This is a genomic window from Geodermatophilus sp. SYSU D00703 (assembly GCF_054050155.1).
The window spans coordinates 1-23,356 of record NZ_JBJGYU010000018.1; the positions used below are offsets into that span (position 1 = coordinate 1).

The window sequence follows — 23,356 nt, forward strand, 5'->3', positions numbered from 1 at the left end:
CCCCATCCGCGGGGGCGTCTCTCCCCACCACCACCCCACCCCCCCCCCCCCCCCCCCCCCCCCCCCCCCCCCCCCCCCCCCGGCCCCCCCCCCCCCCCCCCCCCCCCCCCCCCCCCCCCCCGCGGCCCAGCCGGGGGAGCCGCTGCTGGTGGTCGAGGGCCTGCGGGTCCAGTTCACCCGCGGCGGCCGGAAGGTCAACGCCGTCAACGGGCTGTCCTACGAGCTGCACCCGGGCTCGATGCTGGCGATCATCGGCGAGTCCGGTTCGGGCAAGAGCGTCAGCTCGCGGGCTCTCATGGGCCTGCTGCCGCCGACCGCGAAGATCGGCGGGTCGGTCCGCTTCGACGGGCGCGAGCTGCTCGGCCTGTCCGAGCGGGAGTTCCGCGAGCTGCGCGGCGGCGACATCGCGATGGTGTTCCAGGACCCGGCGCGGTCGCTGAACCCGACGATGAAGATCGGCGCCCAGATCACCGAGGCGGTCCGGCTGCACAGCGACCTGGACAAGAAGGGCGCGCACGCCCGGGCGGTCGAGCTGCTGAAGCTGGTGCGGCTGCCGGCCGCCGAGCGGCGGTTCCACGAGTACCCGCACCAGCTCTCCGGCGGCATGCGCCAGCGCGTCATGATCGCGATCGCGCTGGCCGGGGAGCCGCGGCTGCTCATCGCCGACGAGGCGACCACCGCCCTCGACGTCACCACGCAGGCGCAGATCATGGAGCTGCTCGTGGACCTGCAGCAGCGGCTCGGCATGGCGGTGATCATGATCAGCCACGACCTCGGGCTGGCGGCCAGCTACGCCCAGGACATCGTGGTCATGTACGCCGGGCGCGCGGTCGAGCAGGCGCCGACCGCGACGCTGTTCGCCAACGTCCGGATGCCCTACACCCACGCCCTGCTCGGGGCCATCCCCGCCCTCGACCGCGAGCCGCACTCGCTGTTCGAGGTCACCCCCGGGCAGCCGCCGGACCTCTCCGCGTTGCCCAAGGGGTGCCCCTTCCGGCCGCGCTGCTCGAACGCCACCGAGAAGTGCCTGGACGCGCCGCCCCTGACCGAGCACGAGCCCGAGCACCTCTGGGCCTGCTGGCACCCCGTCGGGGTCGCCGCCGGCACCGCCACCCCGAACGGAGACCAGCGATGACCGCGGTCGAGGAGCGCACCGCCGGAGACCGGGCGGGGGCGGGAGCCCCGCTGCTGCGCGCCCGCAACCTCGTCCAGGAGTTCCCCGTCCGGGCTGCCGGCGGGGTCAAGGGCGGGGTCGTGCACGCGGTGTCGGACGTGTCGTTCGACATCTACCGCGGCGAGACCCTGGGCGTGGTGGGCGAGACCGGCTCCGGGAAGTCCACCCTGGCCCGCTCGGTCATCCAGCTGCCGCGGCCGAAGTCCGGCTCCGTGGAGTTCCAGGGCAAGGACCTCATGACGCTCGGCCGCCGGGAGCTCAAGGAGTCCCGCCGGCACATGCAGATGGTCTACCAGGACCCGTTCGGCTCGCTGAACCCGCGCTGGCGGGTGTCCGAGATGGTCGAGGAGCCGCTGGTCGGCCACGGCTGGGGCAACGCCGACTCCCGGAAGCGGCGGGTGGAGGAGCTGCTGGACCTGGTCGGCCTCGACCCGTCCCAGTACGCCAAGCGCCGTCCGTTCGAGCTGTCGGGCGGCCAGTGCCAGCGGGTGGCGATCGCCCGCGCGATCGCCCTGGAGCCGGCGCTGGTGGTCGCCGACGAGGCGGTCTCCTCCCTCGACGTGCTCATCCAGGCGCAGGTGCTCAACCTGTTCGAGAAGCTGCGCCGGGAGATGAACCTGTCCTACCTGTTCATCGCCCACGACCTGGCGATGGTCAAGCAGGTCAGCGATCGGGTGGCGGTCATGTACCTCGGGCAGCTGGCCGAGATCGGCCCGTCCGAGGCGATGTACCGGCAGCCGCTGCACCCCTACACCGCGGCCCTGCTGGACTCCATCCCGCGGGTGGACCCGGTCACCGGGGCCGCGCACCGGCCGGTCGCCCTGCCCGGCGAGCCGCCGTCCCCGATCGACCCGCCCAGCGGCTGTCGCTTCCGCACCCGCTGCCCGCGGGCGCAGCAGGAGTGCGCCGACGTCGCGCCGGCGCTGGTCGAGCACCAGCCCGGCCACCAGGTCGCCTGCCACTTCCCGCTCGACCTGCCCATGCCGCAGGTCCCGCCGCGGACCGGCGGCGCCACGCTGGCCCCGGCCCCGGTGCCCGCGCAGCCGACCCCCGCGCCCGCGCCGGCCGGTCAGCAGGCCCGGTGACCGCCGTGGGAGGGAACGTGTTCGCCGGCATCGTCGACCCGACGGTGGGGGCGCCCGGGAACGCGAAGGACCGGACGGCGCTGGCCGGCCGGCCCGCCCGGCTCGACGGGATGCGGCTGGGCCTGCTGGTCAACACCAAGCGCAACGCCGCGGACTTCCTCGAGGAGGTGTCGGCGCTGCTGGAGGCGGAGCACGGCGTGACCACGGTGCTCACCCGCACCAAGCCGAGCATCGTCCACCCGGCTCCGCCGGAGGTGCTCGAGGAGTTCCGCGGCGAGACCGATGTCGTGGTCGTCGGCGTGGGGGACTGCGGGTCCTGCAGCGCCTCGGCCGTCGCCGACGGGCTGCAGCTGGAGGCGGCGGGCATCCCGGCCGCGGTCATCTGCAGCGACGCCTTCCGGGTGAGCGCCGACGCCATGGCCGGCCTGCAGGGCACGCCGGGCTACGAGTACGTCACCACCGCCCACCCGGTGGCCAGCCTGTCCCGCGACGGCGTCCGCGAGCGCGCCGTGCAGGCGCTGCCGGCGATCGTCGGCATGCTCACCCGGCCCGCCGTGGCGGTGGCTCCGTGACCGCCGTGGAGGACCCCGTCCGGACGGCGAAGGAGGCCATCCGGTACTGCTACGAGCAGGGCTGGACCGACGGCCTGCCGGTCGTGCCCGCCACGGCGGAGGACGTCGAGGCATTCCTCGCCACCACCGACCGCGACCCCGACGAGGTGATCGGGGCACAGGAGCACCTGAACCGCCGGGTCACCGTGCGGCAGGCCGCGGTCAACGCGATCATGGCCGGCTGCGAGCCCGAGTACTTCCCGGTGGTGCTCGCCGCCTGGGACGCGCTCGACGGGGAGCCCGCGGCCAACGGCGGGGCGTGGCAGTCGACCAGCGGCCCCGCGCCGCTGCTGGTGGCCAACGGGCCGATGCGGCAGCGGCTGGGCATCAACTGCGCCGGCGGTGTCTTCGGCCCCGGCTTCCGCGCCAACGCCACGATCGCCCGCGCCATCGGGCTGATCGTGCGCAACGGCTACGGCATCAAGCCGCAGGAGCTCGAGCAGGCCACCCAGGGCGTGCCCGGCCGCTGGCAGCTGCTCATCGGCGAGAACGAGGAGCTCTCCCCGTGGGAGCCGCTCAGCGTCGTCGGCGGGCTCGAGCCCGGCGTCGACGCGGTCTCGGCGATGCTCATCCGCTGCTGCGAGTACGTCGACAACCGGCACACCGAGAGCGCCGAGGCGGTCCTGCAGGACTTCGCCGACTCGCTCGCCCGCATCGGCGCCTACCTGGGACTCCGCCACTCCAGCGGCGGTCTCGTGCTGGGCCCCGAGCACGCGCAGGTGCTCGCCGACGCCGGCTACAACCGGGCCGACGTCCAGCAGTGGCTGTTCGAGCACGCGACGAGGAGCGCCGCCGAGCTGGCCGCGGCCGGCAAGGCCGGCGGGCCCGGTGGCCCCGCCGAGGGCGAGGAGGCGTTCGCGATGATGCCGTCCGCCGCGGAGATCCCCGTGCTCGTCGCCGGCGCGGCCAACGCCGCGATCTCCATGGTCTTCCGTCCCTTCGGCTGGGCCTCGTGGTCCGGCCGCTCCGTTCCCGTCCGTTGGTCGGCCGCCGCCCGGCAGGCCGCATCCCAGGAGGTCCCCGCATGACCATCGACCAGGCACAGCTCGACCAGCTCAAGCAGACGCTGCAGGCCGACGACTACCGGCTCCACGTCGACGTCCAGGGCGACTCGGCCGACGTGCAGATCGTCGCCGGGCCCGACGCGTGCGAGGAGTGCCTCGTGCCCAAGCCCCTCATGCAGTCGATGCTGGCCCCCGTCCTCGGCGTGGAGCCGGCGAGCATCCGGCTGACCTACCCGGCCGACAAGGCCTGACCGCCGTCGTCCGCGCGGGCTCCGGCCCCGCGCGGGCGACCGCACCCGCGGACCCGTGGGGAGCTGCGCTCCTGCACGGGTCCGCGGCGTGCCCGAGACACCCCGAGAACCGCGCTGCAGCGCACCTGCAGCCCGACCGCGAACGGAGCACGGAGTGGAGATCTCCCTGGAGGGGAAGGTCGCGCTGGTCACCGGCGTCGGCCCCAACATCGGCAGCGGCATCGCCCTCGCGCTGTCCCGGTACGGCGCGAAGGTCGCCTGCAACGACGTCAGCGACGACGTCATCAAGGCCGCGATCGCGCGCATCGAGCGCAACGGCGGCGAGGCCATGGCCGTACCCGGGGACGTCACCGACGAGGCCGCGGTGCAGGGCTACGTCGACGCGGTCCTGGAGCAGTGGGGCCGGATCGACATCCTGGTCAACAACGCCGCCATGCTGGGCGGCAGGGGCGTGCTCGACGAGGACGCCGCGACGTTCGAGCGCTCGATCAAGGTCTCCGGCCTGGGCTACTTCCTCAACACCAAGATCGTCGGGCGGGCGATGGCCGAGCGCGGCATCCGCGGCTCGATCGTCTGCATCTCGTCGTCCAACGGGTGGAACGGCTCGGCCGGCGTCATCGCCTACGCGTTCAACAAGGGCGGCGTGAACAACTTCGTCCGGGCCGCGGCCATGGACCTCGCGCCCTACGGCATCCGGGTCAACAGCTACACCCCGACCGCGCCGACCATCGACAACCCCGAGCTGGTCGCGGAGCTGCGGGCCCAGGGCCGCCCGGTGGACATGCTGAACGCCGGCCGCAGGGGCGGCGGTCTCGGCGGGATCACCGGCGACGAGCCGTGGCGCCGCCCGGCCCGCTGGTCGGGGGAGCGCCCGCCGCTGGTGCCGATGGGCAGCACCGGGACGCCGACCGACATCGGCCACGCCGTCGCCTGGCTGTGCTCGGACTACGCGCGCCTGATCACCGGCACCGACCTGGTCGTCGACGGCGGGGCGCGGGCGAAGAACTTCGCCTACTTCCCTGCCGACCCCGAGGAGCTGGCCGGCCCGGTCCCGCTCGTCCCGCTGGACGACACCCCGCTGCCCTGACCCGACCGTGTCCCGGCCGAAGTGGCCACGAAGCCCCCCGATGGTGGGCCTTTGTGGCCACTTCGGCCGTCTGCGTCACCGGGCCAGTGCCTGCCGGACCCGCTCCACGACCCCGTCGAGGTCCCGGAGGTCCACGGCACTGAGCCGGATCACCCGCCACCCGGCCGCCTCCAGCCGCCGGATGCGGGCGTCGTCCCGGACGATCTGCGCCTCCGCGAAGTGGTGGGCGCCCTCGTACTCGATCGCGAGGCGGGCCTCGGGGAACGCCAGGTCCACCCGCGCGACGAACTCACCGGCCGTGGTGACCTCGTACTGGGGGATCGGCGTGAAGCCGGCGAGCACGAGTACCACCCGCACCCGCGACTCCGGAGCCGACTCGGCGCGCGGGTCCACGAGCGGGACGGCTGTGCGGACGCGGGACGCTCCCCATCGGCCGGTCGACGTCACCAGCGCGCCCAGTGCCGACGGCGTCAGGGCGCCGGCCCGCACCATGGCGTCGAGCGCGGCCACGGCGGTACCGAGGGACTCCAGGGTGGCGAGGTCCCACGCGGTCCGACGGGCCGAGGTCACGGGGATGCCGTCGTGGTACTCGACGTCGGCAGTGCGGAGATCGGTCCGGTGCACCCGGACTCCGCGCGGGCCCTTCCACAGGACGTCGCCGCGCCGCAGCACCGTGACCGGGTCGTGCGGGCCGGCGAAGGGCGCGCCGTGCCACGCGGCCGCGGAGTGGCCACCGATCGCGGTGCCCGGTGGCAGGAGGAGGGCGACGCCCTGACATCGCAGCCGGTGGTCGAACTCCAGCGCCGGGTCGGCGTAGACGCCCTGGACGAGACGGCGGTAGCTCCGTGCGCGGAGTTGCCGGCGGGTGAGCAGGCCGTCGGCGATCGCGTGGCTGCCGATGAAGGCGCCGGTGAGGTTCGAGCGGGACACCGGGGCAGCGTGACCGATCACGACCGGGGCTCGCCGGCGTCGTCCACAAGCCCGAGGGCCGGGCCCGGAGGGGCCAAAGTGGCCACAAAGGCCCCTCCGGGGTGGGGTCAGCGCGAGAAGCGCGGCGAGGGCAGCCGGCGCTCCGGCGAGTAGACCGGGGACGCGGTCAGGAACGGGATCGCCGCGGCCCGCTCCTCGTTGATCGGCTCGTCCGGGAACGCCGCGAGCGTGGTGTCGAAGCGGTCCTGCACGCCGGCCCTGAACTCCGGGTGGGTGAGGATGAACAGGTCGCCCCGGCGGACGCCGTCCAGCACCCGCTCGCCGGCCTCGACGTAGCTCATGTACGGCTGGGTCTTGGCCCGCTCGAGGAACTCCGCCGGCGGCGGGGTGTAGCCGCTCTCGCCGTACTGCTCGGGCCGGTTGGCCACGGCGCCGGCGATGTTGCTGTGCACCGGGCCGGGGCAGTACGCCGAGACGCCGATGCCCTCGGGGGCCAGCTCGATGGCCAGCGCCTCCGACAGCGCCACGACCGCGGCCTTGGTCATCGAGTACAGGCCGGCGACGATCGGCATGAGCGCGGCCATCGAGGCGGTGTTGACGACGTGCCCGCCCTGCCCGTGCGCCCGCATGTGCGGCACGAACGCCTGGATGCCGTGGCCGACGCCCTTGATGTTGACGTCGATCAGCCAGTCCCAGTCCGCCGGCGTGGCCGCCATGACCGGGCCGGTGAGGCCGATCCCGGCGTTGTTGACCAGCACGTCGACCCGGCCGTGGCGGCGCACGGTCTCCTCGGCGGCCCGCTCCACGGCGTCCCGGTCGGTGACGTCGAGGAGGACGGCGTCGGCGGAGAGCCCCGCGTCGGCGAACTCCTTGAGCGTCTCGTCGACGTGCTCCTGGCGGCGGCCGCTGATGACCACCGTCATACCGGCGCGGGCGAAGGCCAGCCCGATGCCACGGCCGATCCCGCTGGACCCGCCGGTGATGAAGGCGACCTTGCCCTCGACGTCTCGCATCTTCTCTCCTCGTCTCGACACGGTCCGGGCCCGCACCGCACGGACGGCGGCACGGGCCCGGGAGCCTGGGGGGACCGGACCGGTCAGCCGGCCAGGTGCTCGGTGTAGGGGGCGCTGGTGTGCGCGCGGACGTCCTCCGGGGTGACGCCGGGGGCGCACTCGACCAGCCGCAGCGCCCCGTCCACGACGTGGAAGACGGCCAGGTCGGTGTAGATCCGCGTCACGCACTGCTTGCCGGTCAGCGGGAAGGTGCACTCGGGCACGATCTTCGGCCGGCCCTTGCGGTCCACGTGCTCCATCGCGACCCACACCTGCGGCGTGCCGGCGACGAGGTCCATCGCGCCCCCGACCGCGGGGTTCTTGCCCGGCACGTACCAGTTGGCCAGGTCGCCGGAGGCCGACACCTGCAGCGCACCGAGGATCGTGGCGTCGAGGTGCCCGCCGCGGATGATCGCGAACGACAGCGCCGAGTCGGTGATGGCCGCGCCACTGATCAGGGTGATCGGCTGCTTGCCGGCGTCGGTGAGGTCGGGGTCCTCCTCGCCGGGCGCCGCCTGGGCGCCGATGCCCAGGACGCCGTTCTCCGCGTGCAGCACGACCTCCTTGTCGGCCGGCAGGAAGCCGGGGACCAGCAGCGGGATGCCGACGCCGAGGTTGACGACGTAGCCGTCCTGCAGGTCCTCGGCCAGGCGCTGGGCGATGCCCTCGCGGGTGCGTCCCACGACGGGGGCCGGGGCGGGGACGGTGCCGGTCATCAGGATGCCTTCCTCGGGGTCGCGGCGGCGGGTTCGTCGATGGCGGGGGCCTTGCTGGTGGACAGCACGACGTCGTCCACGAACACCCCGGGCAGGTGGACGTCGTCGGGGTGCAGCTCGTCGACCTCCACCAGGTGCTCCACCTCGGCGAACGTGGTCTTCCCGGACATACCCGCCATGGGGTTGAAGTTGCGGGCGGAGAGGCGGAACCGCAGGTTGCCCTTGCGGTCGCCCTTGTGCGCCTTGACGAAGCCGAAGTCGGCGACGATGCCCTCCTCGAGGACGTACTCGCGGCCGTTGATCAGGCGGGTCTCCTTGGCCGGCACGTGCTCGGCGACGCCGCCGTCGGGGGAGTAGCGCAGCGTGAAGGAGCCGTCGGAGAGCATCGTGCCCGCGCCGGACGGCGTGAAGAAGGCGGGGATGCCCGAGCCGCCGGCGCGCAGCCGCTCGGCGAGGGTGCCCTGCGGGATCAGCTCGAGCTCCACCTTGCCGGCGAAGTACTCGTCGTAGAACTCCTGCAGGATCGGGAAGGACGCCGTCACCCGGCGCAGCCGCCCCTCGTGCAGCAGCCGCCCGACGCCGGTGAAGTCGTGGCCGACGTTGTTGACGAAGACGTGCAGGTCGCGCTTGTCCAGCTCGCACAGGGCGTCGAGCAGCCCGTCGGGCCGGCCGGAGCTGCCGAAACCGCCGACGGCGATCGAGGCGCCCGACGGGACGGCGTCGACGACGGACAGGATGTCCTCGCGGAACTTGTCGATCACTGGCGGTCCTTCACGGGGATGGGTCCTTCCACGGGGGGTGGGCTCGCGCACGGGCCGGCGGGGAGTCCCGGGCCAGGCGCCGGGCGGCGCGGTGCTGGGGGGCGACCGGCCGGACGCAGGTGGCCGGGACCGCGGTGGACACGGCCGTCGGTCGGGCGCAACAGAAGTGCAGCAGCCGCACCGGCGGGGGAGTAGGAGCACTTCCACGTCCCGGAAAGGAGACGGGGCGCACAGGGCCGACCGGGTGCCGCACCGCCCGCGATCGAGGCGCGGTCTTCCGTGATGGGGAAGACCTGTGGTCCCCGCCACCCCGGCCGCCGCAGATTGGACCCCGGCCGGGAGAGCGCTCAGCAGCCGGAGACGGTCGATCCCCGAGGGCCCGCGCCCCGACGGCCCACCGCCTCCGCCGAGCACCCCGCTGCGGCCGACGTCCAGTACTGGGAAGGAGCCCATATGAGCATGACCACGCGCGCCGCGGTCTGCCGCGAGCCTGGTCGGCCGTGGGAGATCACCGAGCTCGAGCTCGACGAGCCGAAGGCCAACGAGGTCCGCATCAAGTTCATGGCGGCCGGGATGTGCCACTCCGACGACCACATCCAGAAGGGCGACGCGCAGATGCGCTTCCCCGTGGTCGGCGGGCACGAGGGCGCCGGCATCGTCGACGCCGTGGGTGAGGGCGTCACCCGGGTGAAGGTCGGCGACCACGTCGTCTGCTCCTTCATCCCCGCCTGCGGCAAGTGCCGCTACTGCTCCACCGGCCGGCAGAACCTCTGCGACGAGGGCAAGAACGCCTCCACCGGCGAGTTCCCCGACGGCACCTTCCGCTTCCACCAGAACGGGGAGGACTTCGGCGGTCTGTGCGTCCTGGGCACGTTCTCCCAGCACGCCGTGGTGAGCGAGTACTCGGTCATCCCGATCCCCGACGACATCCCGTTCGAGATCGCGGCCCTCGTCGGCTGCGGCGTGCCCACCGGCTGGGGCAGCGCGGTCCACCTCGCGGGCGTCACGGCCGGCGACACCGTGGTCGTCTACGGCGCCGGGGGCGTGGGCAGCAACGCGGTCCAGGGCGCGGCGCTGGCCGGCGCGGAGCGCGTCGTCGTCGTCGACCCGGTCGAGTTCAAGCGGGAGATGGCGACCGTCTTCGGCGCCACCCACACCTTCGCCTCGGCCAAGGAGGCGCACGAGTTCGTCGTCGAGTCGACCTGGGGTGAGCTGGCCGACCACGCCATCATCACCGTCGGCAGCCTGCACGACGAGGTCATCGCCGACGCCCTGCAGGTGGTCGGCAAGAGCGGGCAGGTCACCATCACCGCCGTCGGCAACGGCTGGGTCAACGAGCACCCGGGCGTGTTCATCGGCTACCAGCGGCGCGTGCAGGGCGGCATCTTCGGCGGCTGCAACCCGCTGCACGACGTCCCGCGCCTGATCAGCCTCTACCGCTCCGGGAAGCTCAAGCTCGACGAGCTGGTGACCAGGACCTACCGCCTCGACGAGGTCAACCAGGGCTACCAGGACATGCTCGACGGCAAGAACATCCGCGGCGTCATCGTCCACGAGCACTGAGTCACCGGAAGACAGAGGAAGCAGACATGACGATCGCCCCTCCCGGTCCGACGACCGGGAACTCCCTGATCATCGACAACGCCCAGCTCATCGGCGGGGACTGGGTCCCGGCCGCGAGCGGCGAGACGATCGACGTCATCAACCCGGCGACCGCCGAGGTCATCGCCCGGGTGCCCCGGGGCACCACCGCGGACGTCGACGCCGCGGTCTCGGCCGCCGAGGCCGCCTTCCCGGCGTGGCGCGACACCAACGCCACCGCCCGCGCGGCGCTGCTGTTCCGCTGGGCCGCGCTCATCGACGAGAACGTCGCCGAGCTGGACTCGCTGGAGTCCCAGGAGGTCGGCCGCCCGCACTGGGGGCCGCCGCCGATGTCCGGCCAGCTGCGGTTCACCGCGGGACAGGCGGACAAGGTGCAGGGCCTGTCCCTGCCGACCTACACCCCCGACGCCCTCGGGCTGACCCTCCGCGAGCCCTACGGCGTCGTCGGCGCGGTCATCCCGTGGAACGCCCCCGGCCCGATGTTCGTCACCGACGTCGGCCCGGCGATCGCCGCGGGCAACACCATCGTGATCAAGCCGGCCGAGGACGCGCCGCTGACCGCCCTGGCGCTGGCCAGGCTGGCGCTCGAGGCCGGCATCCCGCCCGGCGTGGTCAACGTCGTCACCGGCTACGGGCACGAGGCGGGTGCCGCCATCCCGGCGCACCCGCGCATCCGCCGGATCTCCTTCACCGGCTCCCCGCAGACCGGTGAGCTGATCATGGCCGCCTGCGCGAAGAACCTCACCCCGCTGCACCTGGAGCTGGGCGGCAAGTCGCCGCAGGTCATCCTGGCCGACGCCGACCTCGACGCCGCCGTCCCGGCGATCGCCCGGGGCATCACGCTCAACACCGGCCAGATCTGCGCCGCCGGCTCGCGGGTCGTGGTCGCGCGCTCGATCCACGCCGAGGTCGTGCAGCGCCTGGCCGAGCACATGTCGCAGGTCGAGGTCGGCCCCTGGTACGAGCAGGTCACCATGGGCCCGCTCATCAACGCCAAGCAGCACGAGCGGGTGCTCAAGTACGTGCAGCTGGGCCGGGAGGAGGGCGCCGACCTCGTCCTGGGCGGCGGGCGCCCGTCCGGGGAGCAGTTCGAGCGCGGCTACTTCGTCGAGCCGACCCTGTTCGACAACGTCGACCCGGCGATGCGGATCCACCAGGAGGAGATCTTCGGCCCGGTCCTCGGGGTCACCCCGGTGGACGACGACGAGCAGGCGCTCGCGGTGGCCAACGGCACCGACTACGGGCTGGTCGCCTCGGTGTGGACCCGCGACGTCGGCAAGGCCGTCAAGTTCGCCCGGGGCCTGCAGGCAGGCCAGGTGGCGGTCAACGCCGCGCTGGGCGCCGGGGTCATCGGGGGGCCGTTCGGCGGCTACAAGCGCAGCGGCTTCGGCCGCTCGATGGGCGCCGACGCGGTCCTCGACTACACCCAGGTCAAGACCGTGTCCCTCCGTGGCACCGGGAACTGAGAGGGATCGCATGAGCAGCATCACGACGCGCGCGGCCATCGCCCGCGAGGCGCACAAGGGGTGGGAGCTGGTCGACCTCCAGCTCGACGACCCCAAGGAGCACGAGGTCCGGGTCAAGTTCGCCGCCTCGGGCCTGTGCCACTCCGACGACCACATCACCCAGGGCGACGCGCCGGTGCGCATGCCCGTGGTGGGCGGCCACGAAGGGGCCGGCATCGTCGAGTCGGTCGGCCCGAACGTCACCCGGGTCAAGCCCGGTGACCGGATCGTCTGTTCCTACATCCCGGCCTGCGGCGCCTGCCGGCCCTGCTCCACCGGGCACCAGAACATGTGCGTCAAGGGGCTCAACGCCGGGACGGGCATGTTCCTCGACGGCACCTTCCGGTTCCACCTCGGCGACGAGGACCTCGGCGGCTTCTGCACCGTCGGCTCGTTCTCGCAGTACGCGGTGATCTCGGAGTGGGCGGCCATCCCGCTGGCCGACGGCATCCCGTGGGAGGTCGCCTGCCTCGTCGGGTGCGGCGTCCCCACCGGCTGGGGCTCGGCCGTGAACGCGGCCGGCGTCCGCGCCGGTGACACCGTCGTCGTCTTCGGCTCGGGCGGGGTCGGCAGCAACGCCGTCCAGGGCGCCCGCTACGCCGGCGCGAAGAACGTCGTCGTCGTCGACCCGGTGGAGTTCAAGCGCGACATGGCCACCTCGGTCTTCGGCGCGACGCACGCCTTCGCCTCGGCGAAGGAGGCGCACGAGTTCGTCGTCGAGACCACCTGGGGCCAGCTCGCCGACCACGCGATCCTCACCCCCGGCGTGGTCACCGAGGAGATGGTCAACGCGGCCATCCAGATGACCGGCAAGGGCGGCAAGGTCACCATCACCGGCGTCGGCAAGCTGACCGAGAGGGCCGCACACTTCCACGCCGGCGCCCTCATCGGCTACCAGCGGCAGGTCCGCGGTGCGCTGTTCGGCGACTGCAACCCGCTGTACGACGTTCCGCGGCTGCTGCGCCTGTACCAGGACGGTCAGCTCAAGCTCGACGAACTGGTGACCCGCACGTACGAGCTGGACGAGGTCAACGAGGCCTACCAGGACCTCGCCGACGGCAAGAACATCCGCGGGGTCATCCTGCACGAGGGCTGATGAAGGACCCCCTTGCCCCCCGCCACTCGCAGGCTCGCGGCGGGACCCGGCAAGGGGACCGGACACCGAGGCCGCCGGCACCGCAGGGTGCCGGCGGCCTCTGCCGGTGGTGTCAGCGCGGGCGCGGTGTCATCGCGCCCCCGGTGCGGGACGCGCGGATCGCGCCGCCCGCCTCGGGCGTCGCCGAGGGCGAGCCGAGGGCCCGGGAGATGCCGCGCGCGGTGGCCGCGAGGGCGGGGACGAGCGCGTGGCTCGGCACCGTTCCACGCTGCACGGTGACGCCGAGGGCGGCGACCACCTCGTCACGCCGGCCGCGCACCGGGACGGCGACGGCGAGGGCGTCGGGCGTCAGCTGGTTGTCGGCGATGGCGACGCCGGTGCGGCGCACCTCGGCCAGCACCCGGCGCAGCTCGCCGATGTTGGTGATCGTGTCCGGGGTGAACCGCTTCAGCGGCGCCTGCAGCAGCTCGTCCTGCACCTCGCGCTCGGCGAAGGCCAGCAGCACCTGCCCGGTGCCGGTGGCGTGCAGCGGCCAGCGGCCGCCGAGCCGGCTGAGCACCTGCACCGCGCCCCGGGCGCGCAGCGCCTCGACGTAGACGCCGTCGGCGCCGTCCCGGACGGCGAGGTGCACGTTGGCCCGGGTGGCCTGGTGCAGGTCGTCGAGGTAGGGGAGGGCCAGCTCGCGCAGCTGCAGCCCGTGCGGGGCCAGCGCGCCGAGCTCGAGCAGCCGCAGCCCGATCGCGTAGCGGCCGTCGGGGCCGCGCTCCAGGCCGCCCCACTGCCGCAGCTCGCCGACCAGCCGGTGAGTGGTGGTCAGCGTCAGCCCCGACCGGCGGCTGATCTCGCTGAGGGTCAGGGACGGGTGGGTCGGCCCGAAGGCGGAGAGGACGGCGAGCACCCGGCCGGCGGCCGTGGCGGCCCCTCCGGCGGGGAGGCGGCCCGGCTGGCTGTCGGCGGCTGCTGCGGTCAGTGTCGTGGCTCCCATCAACACCCTTTCGTTTCACACGCCATCAAGTTGGGCTGTGCACCCAACGTGGGCCGGGTCACTCTGCGCAGGCCCGTCCGGCGGTGTCAAGCACGTCCTCCGACGGGTGTGCCGCCGGGCCGGGCTTCCACCGGGGGGAAGGTCCGTCGCTGCGCGAGTGTGGCCCCGCACACGATGGTCGGGCGGAGACGGGCGGCTGCCCGGTGCCCCCGGAGCGCGGGACGCCGGCGCCGAGCACGCCCGTCCGCCCACCGTGATCCGCGCCGGAGGGGCCCCGGGCCCCGCCGGCGGCCCATCCGCCGAGAGGACTCGAGGCAGCGTGAACCGAACCCCGACCGACGTCCCGGGAGGCACCGCCTGATGGCCACCCTCGCCGACATCCTCGACCCGACCGGCCGGACGACGACCCGCATCGGCGCCACCGCGCGGGCGCCCCGGCGGCCGGACCTGACCGGCGTCCGGCTGGGGCTGCTCGAGAACACCAAGCACAACGCCGCCCTGCTGCTCGACGAGCTCGCCGCCCTGCTGCAGAGCGAGCACGGGGCGTCGACGACCGTCCTGCGCCGCACCAAGACCGCGTTCGCCCTGCCGCTGCCGGAGGAGGCGCTGGCCGAGCTGGTCCGCGAGTGCGACGTCGTCCTCACCGGGGTCGGGGACTGCGGCTCCTGCAGCGCCTCGGCCGTCGCCGACGGCATCGCGCTGGAGCGGGCCGGCGTGCCGGCCGCGGTCATCTGCTCCGACGCCTTCACCGCCACCGCGAGCGGGATGGCCGAGGTCCAGGGCGCGCCCGACTACGCCTACCTGACCACCGCGCACCCGGTGGCGATCCTCGACGCGGACGCCGTCCGCGAGCGGGCCCGTCAGCTGCTGCCCCAGGTCGTCGCGACGGTGACCGAGGCGGCCGCCCGGGAGGTGGCGTCGTGACGATCCAGGCCGACGCGCCGGTCGTCGTCCCGGACGCCGACCCGGAGGCCGCCCAGGCGGCGATCGAGCACTGCTACGCCCGGGGCTGGTCCGACGGCCTGCCGCTGGTGCCCGCGACCCGCTCCCTCGTCGACCGGTTCCTCGACCTCGTCGACCGGCAGCCCGACGAGGTGATCGGGAACCTGCCGCACCTGGACCGCACCGTGACCGTGGAGCTGGCCGCCGTCAACGCCGCCATGGCCGGCTGCCGCCCCGAGTACTTCCCGGTGGTCCTGGCCGCGTGGGAGGCGGTGCAGCGCGACCGGTCGGCCACCGGCGGCGGCTGGCAGTCCACCAGTGGCCCCTCGCCGCTGCTCGTGGTCAACGGCCCGGTCCGGCAGGAGCTCGGCTTCAACACCGCCGGCGGCGCGTTCGGCCCCGGCTTCCGGCCCAACATGACGATCGCGCGGGCGATCGGGCTCATCGTGCGCAACGCGTTCGGCGTCGTCCCGCACGGGTTCGAGCAGGCCACCCAGGGCCTGCCCGGCCGCTGGCAGGTGTGCCTCGCGGAGAACGAGGAGGAGAGCCCCTGGGAGCCGCTGTCGGTCGAGGGCGGCGTGCCCGCCGGCACCTCCGCGGTCTCCGGGATGCTGACCCGCACCGTCGAGTACGTCGACAACCGGCACACCGCCGACCCCGAGCAACTGCTCAGCGACTTCGCCGACACGATCTCCCGCAGCGGCGCGTCGATCTTCCGCCACCACCCGGCCGGGATCGTCTTCTGCCCCGAGCACGCGCAGATGCTGGCGAAGGCCGGGATGAGCAAGGCCGACGTCCGTGCGTGGCTGGTCGAGCGCTGCGGCAGGAGCAAGGCCGACCTGGCCCGGGTCGGCAAGGACGGCGTCGGCGACAACGGCGTCCGCTACGCCGACGGCGGCACCGACCCGGAGGCGTTCGACCGGCTGTTCGGCGCCGACGGCCCGGAGGTCCTGCCGATCCTCGTCGCGGGCGCCCGCAACGCCGGCATCTCCATGGTCGTTCGGGTCTTCTCCGGCTGGTCGGCCAGCTCGGTGCCCGTCGTCGGCCGCACCACCCCCTCGACCTCGGCAGGAGCCGCGCAGTGACGGAGTTCAGCGAGTCCCTCACCGACCCCTTCGGCGAGGCCGGCGAGCCCTGGATGGTCGGGCGCACCGCCCTGGTCACCGGCGGCGGGCAGCAGAGCCAGAACGAGCCCGGCGTCGGCTACGCGATCAGCCGGGTGCTCGCGGCCCACGGCGCGCGGGTCGCCGTGCTCGACCGGGACCGGGCCGCGGCGCAGCGCACCGTCGAGGCGATCGAGGCCGACGGCGGCAAGGCGGTCGCGGTCGTGGCCGACCTGCTCGACGACGACGCCTGCAAGCGCGCGGTCGAGGAGACCGTGGCGCAGTTCGGCGGCTTCGACACCCTGGTCAACAACGTCGCCGTGGGCGACCGCGCGGGCATCTTCGAGGTGACCCCCGAGCGCTTCTCCCAGCTGATGGACCTCAACCTCACCACCGCCTGGCAGATGACCCGCCACGCGGTGGAGGTGCTGCCCAGCGGCTCGGCGATCGTCAACATCAGCTCGGTCGGCGTCCGGGCGCGGGGGCCGGGCATGGTCTACAACCTGGCCAAGGCCGGGTTGGAGAACATGACCGTCGGCGCGGCCAACACCCTCGGTGAGCGCGGCATCCGGGTGAACTGCGTGCAGGTCGGCGCGATCTGGGGCGCGTTCGCCGCGGCCAACATGTCCCCGGAGATGCGGGCCATCCGCCGGGGCTGGTCGGGGCTCGGCACCGAGGGCAGCCCCTGGGACATCGCCCAGGCCGTGCTGTTCCTCTCCAGCGACCGGGCGCGGTGGATCTCCGGGCAGATCCTGTCGGTGGACGGCGGCCCGAGCAGCCCCACGCCGCCGAAGCCCGCCGGGGACGTGAAGTGACCGTCCAGGGGGTCGCGCTGGTCACCGGCTGCGGCAAGCCCGACGGCATGGGCCAGGCGATCGCCCGTCGGCTCGCGGCGCAGGGCCTGGCGGTCGTCGTCACCGACCTGCAGGCCACCGGCGTCCCCAACCGGCAGCAGGAGGACCGGTCCGCCGGCTGGGGCGGCGTCGAGGCGCTGGTCGCCGACATCACCGCCGGCGGCGGGACGGCGGCCGCCACCCTGGGCGACGTCGCGGTCGAGGCCGACGCCGAGCGGATGGTGGGCGAGGCGGTCGAGCGCTTCGGCCGGCTCGACGTGCTGGTGAACAACGCCGCCGCGCCGCAGGGACCGGACCGCGCCGACGTCGCCGACGTCCCGATCGAGGTCTTCGACCGGGTCGTCGCGGTCAACCTGCGCGGCCCGTGGCTGATGAGCCGCGCCGCCGTCCCGGTCATGCGGGCCCAGCGCTCCGGCCGGATCGTCAACATCTCCTCGATGGCCGGGCTCACCGCGGCGCCGTTCAGCGGGCCCTACTCGGCGTCCAAGGCCGGCGTCATCGGCCTGACCCGGGCGCTGGCGATGGACCTCGGCCCCTGGGGGATCACCGTCAACGCGCTGTGCCCCGGCCTGGTCGGCACCAGCCGGGCGTTCCTCAGCTCGGGTCCCGACGTCGACGAGGCGGTCCTTCTCGCCTCGCGCGGCCGGGCCATCCCGGTCGGCCGGGTCGGGCTGCCCGAGGACGTCGCCGCCGCGGTGGCCTTCCTGGCCTCGCCCGAGGCCGGCTACATCACCGCGCAGGCGATCCCGCTCGACGGGGGCGGCATGAGCCCGTTCCCGCTGCGCCACCCGGGGCCGGCCGAGGCGGCCGCCGTCTCCTGACGCCGGCGCCGGCTCGCCCGTCGGCTGCCCGTGCTCGACCCTCGGGTCGAGCACGGGCAGCCGAGCCCCGCCCGGCACGGCCCGTCCCGCGCGGCGCGAGGGCATGACGCGGCCCACCGCCGGGCCTACCGTGGGTCGGTGGCCGCCGCCGACCCGGTGGAGCGAGCCCGCGGCTCGTTCGGACGTCGCCTGTGGCGTGACGCGTTCACGGACCTGTCGGCGGCCCACCGCGCGGAACGGCTGGACGCCGCCGACCTCGAACGCCTGGCGGTCGCCGCCTACATGGTCGGCGAGGACAGCGCGTGCGAGCGGGCCTGGATCGCCGCCCACCACGCGTGGCAGCAGTGCGGCCGGCCGGAGCGGGCCGCACGGTGTGCGTTCTCGCAGGCGCTCGGGCTGTTCTTCCGTGGCGACCTGGCTCCGGCGATGGGCTGGGTCGCCCGCGGCGGACGGCTCCTGCAGGGCGGCCACCGCCCGTGCGTGGAACAGGCCTGGCTGACGATGCTCACCGCGTTGCCGCTCCTGTTCGAGGGCGATGCGGACGTGCTCCCGCGCTTCGTCGAGGCGGGGACGGTCGCGGAGCGGTTCGCGGATGCCGACGCCACCACGTTCGCGCGGCTCGGCCGGGCCTACGCGCTGACCCTGCAGGGCCGGGGCGCCGAGGGCACGGCGCTGCTGGACGAGGTCATGGTCTCGGTGACCGCGGACGAGGTGTCGCCGGTGCTCGCGGGCATCGCCTACTGCCAGGTGATCGCCCTGTGCCAGGCGGCGTTCGACGTCCGCCGCTCGAGGGAGTGGACCGAGGCGCTCACCCGCTGGTGCGCGTCCCAGCCCGACGTCGTGCCGTTCCGGGGCCACTGCCTGGTCCACCGCAGCGAGGTCCTCCAGTTGCTCGGCGCGTGGACCGAGGCCCTGGAGTCCGCCCGCCGGGCGTGCGAGGTGCTGGCCGGTCCACCGGCGTGGGATGCCCTCGGATCGGCCTGGTACCAACTCGCCGAGGTGCACCGGCTCCGGGGTGAGCCGGCGGAGGCCGAGGAGGCCTGTCGCCGGGCGGGCCTGGCGGGACGGGACCCCGAGCCGGGGATGTCCCTGCTCCGCCTGGCGCAGGGTCGGGTCGACGTCGCGGTCCGCTCGATCCGTCGCGCGCTCGACGAGGCTCAGGACCCGCTTCTCCGGGCCCGGCTGCTGCCCGCCTGCGTCGAGGTCCTGCTCGAGGCCGGCGACGTCCGCGGCGCACGGACGGCGGCCGAGGAACTCGCCGCGATCGCCACCCGGCTCGACGCGGCGTACCTGGACGCGCTCGCCGCCGAGGCCTCCGGTGCCGTCCTGCTGCGGGTAGGGGACCCCCGGACGGCGCTGCCGCCCCTGCGACGGGCGCATCGTTGCTGGCGGGACCTCGAGGCGCCGTACCAGGCGGCGCGTGTCCGGCTGCTCATCGCGGTCGCCTGTCGGGGGCTCGGCGACCGCGCCGGTGCCGAGCTCGGCCTGGCGGCAGCCCGCCGCACGTTCGAGGAGCTCGGTGCCCGCCCGGACCTCGAGCGCCTCGCCCGGCTCGAGGGCTCGCCGCCGGGAGGGCTGAGCCGGCGCGAGTGCGAGGTGCTCGCGCTCGTCGCCGCGGGCAGGACCAACCGGGCGATCGCGACCGAGCTCGCCATCAGCGAGAAGACCGTCGCGCGGCACGTCAGCAACATCTTCACGAAGCTGGGGCTCTCGTCCCGGTCCGGGGCCACCGCCTACGCCTACCGGCACGGGCTCGCCCGATAGGTCCGGTACGCAGAAGCACCCATGTCGCGTCCTCGCGAATGGGTGGTCCTCCCGAAGCGCGAGCGCCGCGCGGCCACCTACGGTCGGCCGCGGGATCGGAGGCGACGGGAGGAGCAGGTGATGACCACAGGGCAGCGCGCACAGGCCACGACGGACCAGCACGTGGCGCCACCCGAGGCCTGGAGCGCCATCGCCGAGGGCTACGACCGGTACGTGGCCCCCCAGGAGGTCGAGCTCGCGGACGAGGCGCTCGGCCTCGTCGGGCTCCAGGCGGGGGAGCGGTTCCTCGACGTCGCCGCCGGAACGGGCGGTCTCTCGCTGCCCGCGGCACGGCGCGGAGCGCAGGTGCTCGCCACCGACTGGTCGCCCGCGATGATCGAGCGCTTCGCGGCCCGCGCCCGGGACGAGGCCCTGCGCAACGCCGACGCGCGCGTCATGGACTGTCACGCCCTCGACCTCCCGGATGACGGCTTCGACGTCACGGGGTCGCAGTTCGGGGTCATGCTCGTGCCCGACCAGCCCCGGGCGCTGCGCGAGATGGTCCGCGTGACGAGGCCCGGCGGCCGCGTGCTGGTGGTCGCGTACGGCCCGCCCGCGGAGCTCGAGTTCCTCCAGGTCTTCACCGGCGCCCTGTCGGCGGTCGATCCCGGGTTCCCCGGTCTCCCCGACGACCCGCCGCCGCTGGAGTTCCAGGCCGCCGGGCCGGAGGTGCTGCGCCGGCGGATGACCGACGCGGGGCTGGCGGACGTCCGCGTCGAGCGGACGGCGGAGCGACCGGCGTTCGCCTCGGGCCAGGAGATGTGGGACTGGGTGTTCTACGGCAACCCGATCCCCGGGGAGCTCGTCGCCCACCTCTCCGAGAGCGAGCGAGCGCGGCTGCACCGGCTCCTCGACGACGTGGTGCGCGAGCGCGCCGGAACGGATGGGCGCGCCGTCCTCACGAACCTGGTCCACATCGGCATCGGGACGGCGTGAGGCGATCGGCGCGGCCGGTCTCCTGACCGGCCACCGGAGCGCCCCGGCGCAGGATCCCTGCGCCGGGGCACTCCGCTGTCGGTGGGCGGGTGGACAGTGCGGCCGTGGACTACACCCCGCCCGACCTCTCGGGCACCGTCGCCCTCGTCGCCGGCGCCACCCGCGGTGCCGGTCGTGGCACCGCGGTCGCCCTCGGCGCGGCCGGGGCCACCGTCTGGTGCACCGGCCGCAGCACCGCCGGCCGGCCCTCGGAGTACGGCCGTCCCGAGACCATCGAGGAGACCGCCGACCTGGTGACCGCCGCCGGCGGCCGCGGCATCCCGGTCGTCTGCGACCACCTCGACCCGGCCCAGGTGGCCGCGCTGGTGGCCCGCATCGACGCCGAGTCCGGCCGCCTCGACGTCCTGGTCAACGACGTCTGGGGCGGCGAGACGCTGTTCGAGTGGGACGCCGCGCTGTGGGAGCACGACCTCGAGCGGGGCCTGCGGCTGCTGCGGCTCGGCGTGGAGACCCACCTGGTCACGAGCGCGCACGCGCTGCCGCTGCTCATCCGCCGCCCGGGTGGTCTCGTCGTGGAGATGACCGACGGGACGGCCGCCTACAACGAGCGCACGTTCCGGGTGAACGCCTTCTACGACCTGGCCAAGTGGTCGGTGCTTCGGCTGGCCTTCATCCAGGCGCACGACCTGCGCCCGCACGGCGCGACGGCCGTCGCGCTCACCCCGGGCTGGCTGCGCTCGGAGATGATGCTGGAGGGCTTCGGCGTCACCGAGGCGAACTGGCGCGACGCGACCGGGGACGTGCCGCACTTCTGCATCTCCGAGAGCCCCGTCTTCGTCGGCCGCGCGGTGGCCGCGCTGGCGGCCGACGCCGACCGCGCCCGCTGGTCGGGCCGGTCGACCTCCAGCGGTGAGCTCGCGCGGGTCTACGGCTTCCCCGACGTCGACGGCACGCAGCCCGACGCGTGGCGCTACGTGGCCGAGGTGCAGGACGCCGGCCGCCCCGCCGGTGACGCGGGCTACAGATAGGACCTCACTAACCTGGGAGCGTGCCGAAGCTGCAACTGCTCCCCGCCGTCGACGTCGCCGACGGTCAGGCCGTCCGTCTCGTGCAGGGAGAGGCCGGCAGCGAGACCGGCTACGGCGACCCGCTGGAGGCCGCGCTGCAGTGGCAGCGCGACGGCGCGGAGTGGGTGCACCTCGTCGACCTCGACGCCGCCTTCGGCCGCGGCAGCAACCGCGAGCTGCTCGCCCGGGTCGTCGGTGCGCTGGACGTCGACGTCGAGCTCTCCGGCGGCATCCGGGACGACGAGTCGCTCGCCGCGGCCCTGGCCACCGGCTGCCGCCGCGTCAACCTCGGCACCGCCGCGCTGGAGTCGCCCGAGTGGTGCGCCCGCGCCATCGCCGAGCACGGCGACCGGATCGCCGTCGGCCTGGACGTGCGCGGCACCCGGCTGGCCGCCCGCGGCTGGACCCGCGAGGGCGGCGAGCTCTACGAGACGCTCGCGCGGCTCGACGCCGAGGGCTGCGCCCGCTACGTGGTCACCGACATCACCAAGGACGGCACGTTGCGGGGCCCGAACCTCGACCTGCTCCGCGAGGTGTGCGCCGCGACGCCCCGCCCGGTGGTGGCCTCCGGCGGGGTCAGCTCGCTCGACGACATCCGGGCGCTGGCCGGCCTGACCGCGGTCGGCGTCGAGGGCGCGATCGTGGGCAAGGCGCTCTACGCCGGCGCGTTCACGCTCCCCGAGGCGCTGCAGGTCACGGAGGAGGCGGCCGCATGAAGGTCGTCCGGTTCGGCTCCGACGCCCCCTGGGAGGCGGTCGTCGGGTACAGCCGCGTGCTCGTGCACGGCGACATGGCGTGGGTGAGCGGCACGACCGGCACCGTCGACGGGGTGGTGGTGCACCCCGGCGACGCCGCCGCGCAGACCCGGCAGGCGCTGGCCAACATCGCCGCCGCGCTGGAGCGGGCCGGGTTCACCGTCGCCGACGTCGTCCGCACCCGCATGTACGTCACCGACATCTCCCGCTGGGAGGAGGTCGGCCGGGCGCACGGCGAGGTGTTCGGCGACGTCCGGCCGGCGACGTCCATGGTGCAGGTGGCCGCGCTGATCGACCCGGCGATGCTGGTGGAGATCGAGGCCGACGCCGTCCGGAGGGCCGGGGCGTGAGTCTGGCCGTGCGGGTGATCCCGTGCCTGGACGTCGACGCCGGCCGGGTGGTCAAGGGCGTCAACTTCGTCGACCTGCGCGACGCCGGCGACCCGGTGGAGATGGCCCGCGTCTACGACGCCGAGGGCGCCGACGAGCTGACCTTCCTCGACATCACCGCCAGCTCCGGCAACCGGGAGACCACCTACGACGTCGTCCGCCGGACGGCGGAGAGCGTCTTCATCCCGCTCACCGTCGGCGGCGGGGTGCGCACCGTGGAGGACGTCGACCGGCTGCTGCGGGCCGGCGCCGACAAGGTCGCGGTCAACACCGCCGCCGTCGCCCGCCCGGAGGTGATCAGCGAGATCACCGACCGGTTCGGCAACCAGGTGCTGGTGCTCTCCCTCGACGCCCGCCGCTGCCGGGAGGGCGCGCGCACCGACTCCGGCTTCGAGATCACCACGCACGGCGGGCGCCGCGGCACCGGCCGGGACGCCGTCGAGTGGGTCGTCCAGGCCGCCGAGCTGGGGGTCGGCGAGGTGCTGCTCAACTCGATGGACGCCGACGGCACCCAGGCCGGGTTCGACCTCGAGCTGATCCGGGCGGTGCGCCGCGAGGTCCGCGTGCCGCTGATCGCCAGCGGGGGAGCGGGGGAGCCGGAGCACTTCCCGCCCGCAGTGGAGGCCGGGGCCGACGCCGTCCTGGCCGCCAGCGTCTTCCACTTCGGCAAGCTGCGGGTCGGCGAGGTCAAGGCCGCCCTGGCCGGCGCCGGCGTCCCGGTGCGCAGGGAGACCGACTCCCCGATGGCCTAGCGACCTCGGACCGCGCGCGTCCGCGTCCCCGCCGTGACAGCCGCACCGGACCAGTGACCAACGACCGTCGCCCTG

General features: G+C 74.4%; 24 protein-coding genes. 19 read left to right on the top strand and 5 right to left on the bottom strand.

What is annotated here, in order from left to right; all coding sequences use genetic code 11:
- Positions 1-148 precede the first annotated feature (148 nt).
- The 6 genes from ACI782_RS16640 to ACI782_RS16665 all read left to right on the top strand — a co-directional run bounded on the left by ACI782_RS16640 (position 149) and on the right by ACI782_RS16665 (position 5,212).
- The gene (locus ACI782_RS16640) at positions 149-1,135 is read left to right on the top strand and encodes an ABC transporter ATP-binding protein (protein ID WP_456911172.1); all 987 of its coding nucleotides are present in this window, start codon (positions 149-151) and stop codon (positions 1,133-1,135) included.
- Entirely contained in the window at positions 1,132-2,259 is a 1,128-nt protein-coding gene (locus tag ACI782_RS16645) for an ABC transporter ATP-binding protein (RefSeq protein WP_456911174.1), read from the top strand. The genes ACI782_RS16640 and ACI782_RS16645 overlap by 4 nt, the downstream gene beginning before the upstream one ends.
- Positions 2,256-2,831 carry a UGSC family (seleno)protein gene (locus ACI782_RS16650; protein WP_456911176.1) on the top strand — a complete coding sequence of 192 codons (576 nt, stop codon included), beginning with the start codon at positions 2,256-2,258 and terminating at the stop codon, positions 2,829-2,831. Before ACI782_RS16645 ends, ACI782_RS16650 begins: the two co-directional genes overlap by 4 nt.
- Positions 2,828-3,898, top strand: a complete 1,071-nt coding sequence (locus ACI782_RS16655) for a hypothetical protein (RefSeq protein WP_456911178.1) — start codon at positions 2,828-2,830, stop codon at positions 3,896-3,898. Before ACI782_RS16650 ends, ACI782_RS16655 begins: the two co-directional genes overlap by 4 nt.
- Positions 3,895-4,125, top strand: coding sequence for a hypothetical protein (locus ACI782_RS16660; RefSeq protein ID WP_456911180.1), 231 nt, complete (start codon positions 3,895-3,897; stop codon positions 4,123-4,125). Before ACI782_RS16655 ends, ACI782_RS16660 begins: the two co-directional genes overlap by 4 nt.
- Before the next feature lie 154 nt (positions 4,126-4,279).
- Positions 4,280-5,212: an SDR family NAD(P)-dependent oxidoreductase gene (locus tag ACI782_RS16665; RefSeq protein ID WP_456911182.1), complete on the top strand. Its 933-nt coding sequence runs from the start codon at positions 4,280-4,282 to the stop codon at positions 5,210-5,212.
- 75 nt (positions 5,213-5,287) lie between these two features.
- Here ACI782_RS16665 and ACI782_RS16670 read toward each other — a convergent pair whose 3' ends face one another.
- The 4 genes from ACI782_RS16670 to ACI782_RS16685 all read right to left on the bottom strand — a co-directional run bounded on the left by ACI782_RS16670 (position 5,288) and on the right by ACI782_RS16685 (position 8,671).
- The gene (locus ACI782_RS16670) at positions 5,288-6,142 is read right to left on the bottom strand and encodes a DUF559 domain-containing protein (protein WP_456911184.1); all 855 of its coding nucleotides are present in this window, start codon (positions 6,140-6,142) and stop codon (positions 5,288-5,290) included.
- A 107-nt stretch (positions 6,143-6,249) separates the two neighbouring features.
- Positions 6,250-7,155, bottom strand: coding sequence for an SDR family oxidoreductase (locus ACI782_RS16675; protein WP_456911186.1), 906 nt, complete (start codon positions 7,153-7,155; stop codon positions 6,250-6,252).
- Positions 7,156-7,238: 83 nt separating this feature from the next.
- Complete coding sequence (locus ACI782_RS16680; RefSeq protein ID WP_456911188.1) at positions 7,239-7,910, bottom strand: 3-oxoacid CoA-transferase subunit B; 672 nt, start codon at positions 7,908-7,910, stop codon at positions 7,239-7,241.
- Entirely contained in the window at positions 7,910-8,671 is a 762-nt protein-coding gene (locus ACI782_RS16685; RefSeq protein ID WP_456911190.1) for a CoA transferase subunit A, read from the bottom strand. The genes ACI782_RS16680 and ACI782_RS16685 overlap by 1 nt, the downstream gene beginning before the upstream one ends.
- A 459-nt stretch (positions 8,672-9,130) precedes the next feature.
- On the opposite strand from ACI782_RS16685, the gene ACI782_RS16690 reads away from it, so the two are divergent.
- From ACI782_RS16690 to ACI782_RS16700, 3 genes are read left to right on the top strand one after another with little or no spacing between them, the layout of a single operon-like run.
- Complete coding sequence (locus tag ACI782_RS16690) at positions 9,131-10,234, top strand: NDMA-dependent alcohol dehydrogenase (RefSeq protein ID WP_456911192.1); 1,104 nt, start codon at positions 9,131-9,133, stop codon at positions 10,232-10,234.
- Between the two features lie 26 nt (positions 10,235-10,260).
- Positions 10,261-11,739 carry an aldehyde dehydrogenase family protein gene (locus ACI782_RS16695; protein ID WP_456911193.1) on the top strand — a complete coding sequence of 493 codons (1,479 nt, stop codon included), beginning with the start codon at positions 10,261-10,263 and terminating at the stop codon, positions 11,737-11,739.
- A 10-nt stretch (positions 11,740-11,749) separates the two neighbouring features.
- Positions 11,750-12,874 carry an NDMA-dependent alcohol dehydrogenase gene (locus ACI782_RS16700; RefSeq protein ID WP_456911194.1) on the top strand — a complete coding sequence of 375 codons (1,125 nt, stop codon included), beginning with the start codon at positions 11,750-11,752 and terminating at the stop codon, positions 12,872-12,874.
- A gap of 112 nt (positions 12,875-12,986) precedes the next feature.
- Here the strand turns inward: ACI782_RS16700 and ACI782_RS16705 are convergent, their stop codons facing one another.
- On the bottom strand, positions 12,987-13,859 hold the full coding sequence (locus ACI782_RS16705; RefSeq protein WP_456911195.1) for an IclR family transcriptional regulator: 873 nt from the start codon (positions 13,857-13,859) through the stop codon (positions 12,987-12,989).
- A gap of 360 nt (positions 13,860-14,219) precedes the next feature.
- On the opposite strand from ACI782_RS16705, the gene ACI782_RS16710 reads away from it, so the two are divergent.
- The 10 genes from ACI782_RS16710 to hisF all read left to right on the top strand — a co-directional run bounded on the left by ACI782_RS16710 (position 14,220) and on the right by hisF (position 23,281).
- Complete coding sequence (locus tag ACI782_RS16710) at positions 14,220-14,783, top strand: UGSC family (seleno)protein (protein ID WP_456911196.1); 564 nt, start codon at positions 14,220-14,222, stop codon at positions 14,781-14,783.
- The gene (locus ACI782_RS16715) at positions 14,780-15,886 is read left to right on the top strand and encodes a hypothetical protein (protein WP_456911197.1); all 1,107 of its coding nucleotides are present in this window, start codon (positions 14,780-14,782) and stop codon (positions 15,884-15,886) included. Before ACI782_RS16710 ends, ACI782_RS16715 begins: the two co-directional genes overlap by 4 nt.
- The gene (locus ACI782_RS16720) at positions 15,883-16,719 is read left to right on the top strand and encodes an SDR family NAD(P)-dependent oxidoreductase (protein WP_456911198.1); all 837 of its coding nucleotides are present in this window, start codon (positions 15,883-15,885) and stop codon (positions 16,717-16,719) included. Before ACI782_RS16715 ends, ACI782_RS16720 begins: the two co-directional genes overlap by 4 nt.
- Positions 16,716-17,579, top strand: coding sequence for an SDR family NAD(P)-dependent oxidoreductase (locus ACI782_RS16725; RefSeq protein WP_456911199.1), 864 nt, complete (start codon positions 16,716-16,718; stop codon positions 17,577-17,579). The genes ACI782_RS16720 and ACI782_RS16725 overlap by 4 nt, the downstream gene beginning before the upstream one ends.
- Positions 17,580-17,717: 138 nt before the next feature.
- On the top strand, positions 17,718-19,343 hold the full coding sequence (locus ACI782_RS16730) for a LuxR C-terminal-related transcriptional regulator (RefSeq protein ID WP_456911200.1): 1,626 nt from the start codon (positions 17,718-17,720) through the stop codon (positions 19,341-19,343).
- A gap of 120 nt (positions 19,344-19,463) precedes the next feature.
- Positions 19,464-20,318: a class I SAM-dependent methyltransferase gene (locus ACI782_RS16735; protein ID WP_456911201.1), complete on the top strand. Its 855-nt coding sequence runs from the start codon at positions 19,464-19,466 to the stop codon at positions 20,316-20,318.
- Positions 20,319-20,422: 104 nt separating this feature from the next.
- Positions 20,423-21,346, top strand: coding sequence for an SDR family oxidoreductase (locus tag ACI782_RS16740; protein ID WP_456911202.1), 924 nt, complete (start codon positions 20,423-20,425; stop codon positions 21,344-21,346).
- Positions 21,347-21,366: 20 nt separating this feature from the next.
- Positions 21,367-22,101, top strand: coding sequence for a bifunctional 1-(5-phosphoribosyl)-5-((5-phosphoribosylamino)methylideneamino)imidazole-4-carboxamide isomerase/phosphoribosylanthranilate isomerase PriA (priA, locus tag ACI782_RS16745; RefSeq protein WP_456911203.1), 735 nt, complete (start codon positions 21,367-21,369; stop codon positions 22,099-22,101).
- On the top strand, positions 22,098-22,490 hold the full coding sequence (locus ACI782_RS16750) for a RidA family protein (protein ID WP_456911204.1): 393 nt from the start codon (positions 22,098-22,100) through the stop codon (positions 22,488-22,490). The genes priA and ACI782_RS16750 overlap by 4 nt, the downstream gene beginning before the upstream one ends.
- Entirely contained in the window at positions 22,487-23,281 is a 795-nt protein-coding gene (gene hisF / locus ACI782_RS16755; protein ID WP_456911205.1) for an imidazole glycerol phosphate synthase subunit HisF, read from the top strand. The genes ACI782_RS16750 and hisF overlap by 4 nt, the downstream gene beginning before the upstream one ends.
- Positions 23,282-23,356 lie beyond the last annotated feature (75 nt).

Bases quoted from the DNA above. Each gene is read 5' to 3' on its own strand.
- ACI782_RS16710 (WP_456911196.1), top strand. From the start codon at position 14,220: ATGGCCACCCTCGCCGACATCCTCGACCCGACCGGCCGGACGACGACC.
- ACI782_RS16690 (WP_456911192.1), top strand. From the start codon at position 9,131: ATGACCACGCGCGCCGCGGTCTGCCGCGAGCCTGGTCGGCCGTGGGAG.
- ACI782_RS16645 (WP_456911174.1), top strand. From the start codon at position 1,132: ATGACCGCGGTCGAGGAGCGCACCGCCGGAGACCGGGCGGGGGCGGGA.
- ACI782_RS16680 (WP_456911188.1), bottom strand. From the start codon at position 7,910: ATGACCGGCACCGTCCCCGCCCCGGCCCCCGTCGTGGGACGCACCCGC.
- ACI782_RS16660 (WP_456911180.1), top strand. From the start codon at position 3,895: ATGACCATCGACCAGGCACAGCTCGACCAGCTCAAGCAGACGCTGCAG.
- ACI782_RS16675 (WP_456911186.1), bottom strand. From the start codon at position 7,155: ATGCGAGACGTCGAGGGCAAGGTCGCCTTCATCACCGGCGGGTCCAGC.
- ACI782_RS16705 (WP_456911195.1), bottom strand. From the start codon at position 13,859: ATGGGAGCCACGACACTGACCGCAGCAGCCGCCGACAGCCAGCCGGGC.
- ACI782_RS16750 (WP_456911204.1), top strand. From the start codon at position 22,098: ATGAAGGTCGTCCGGTTCGGCTCCGACGCCCCCTGGGAGGCGGTCGTC.
- ACI782_RS16735 (WP_456911201.1), top strand. From the start codon at position 19,464: ATGACCACAGGGCAGCGCGCACAGGCCACGACGGACCAGCACGTGGCG.
- ACI782_RS16700 (WP_456911194.1), top strand. From the start codon at position 11,750: ATGAGCAGCATCACGACGCGCGCGGCCATCGCCCGCGAGGCGCACAAG.
- ACI782_RS16695 (WP_456911193.1), top strand. From the start codon at position 10,261: ATGACGATCGCCCCTCCCGGTCCGACGACCGGGAACTCCCTGATCATC.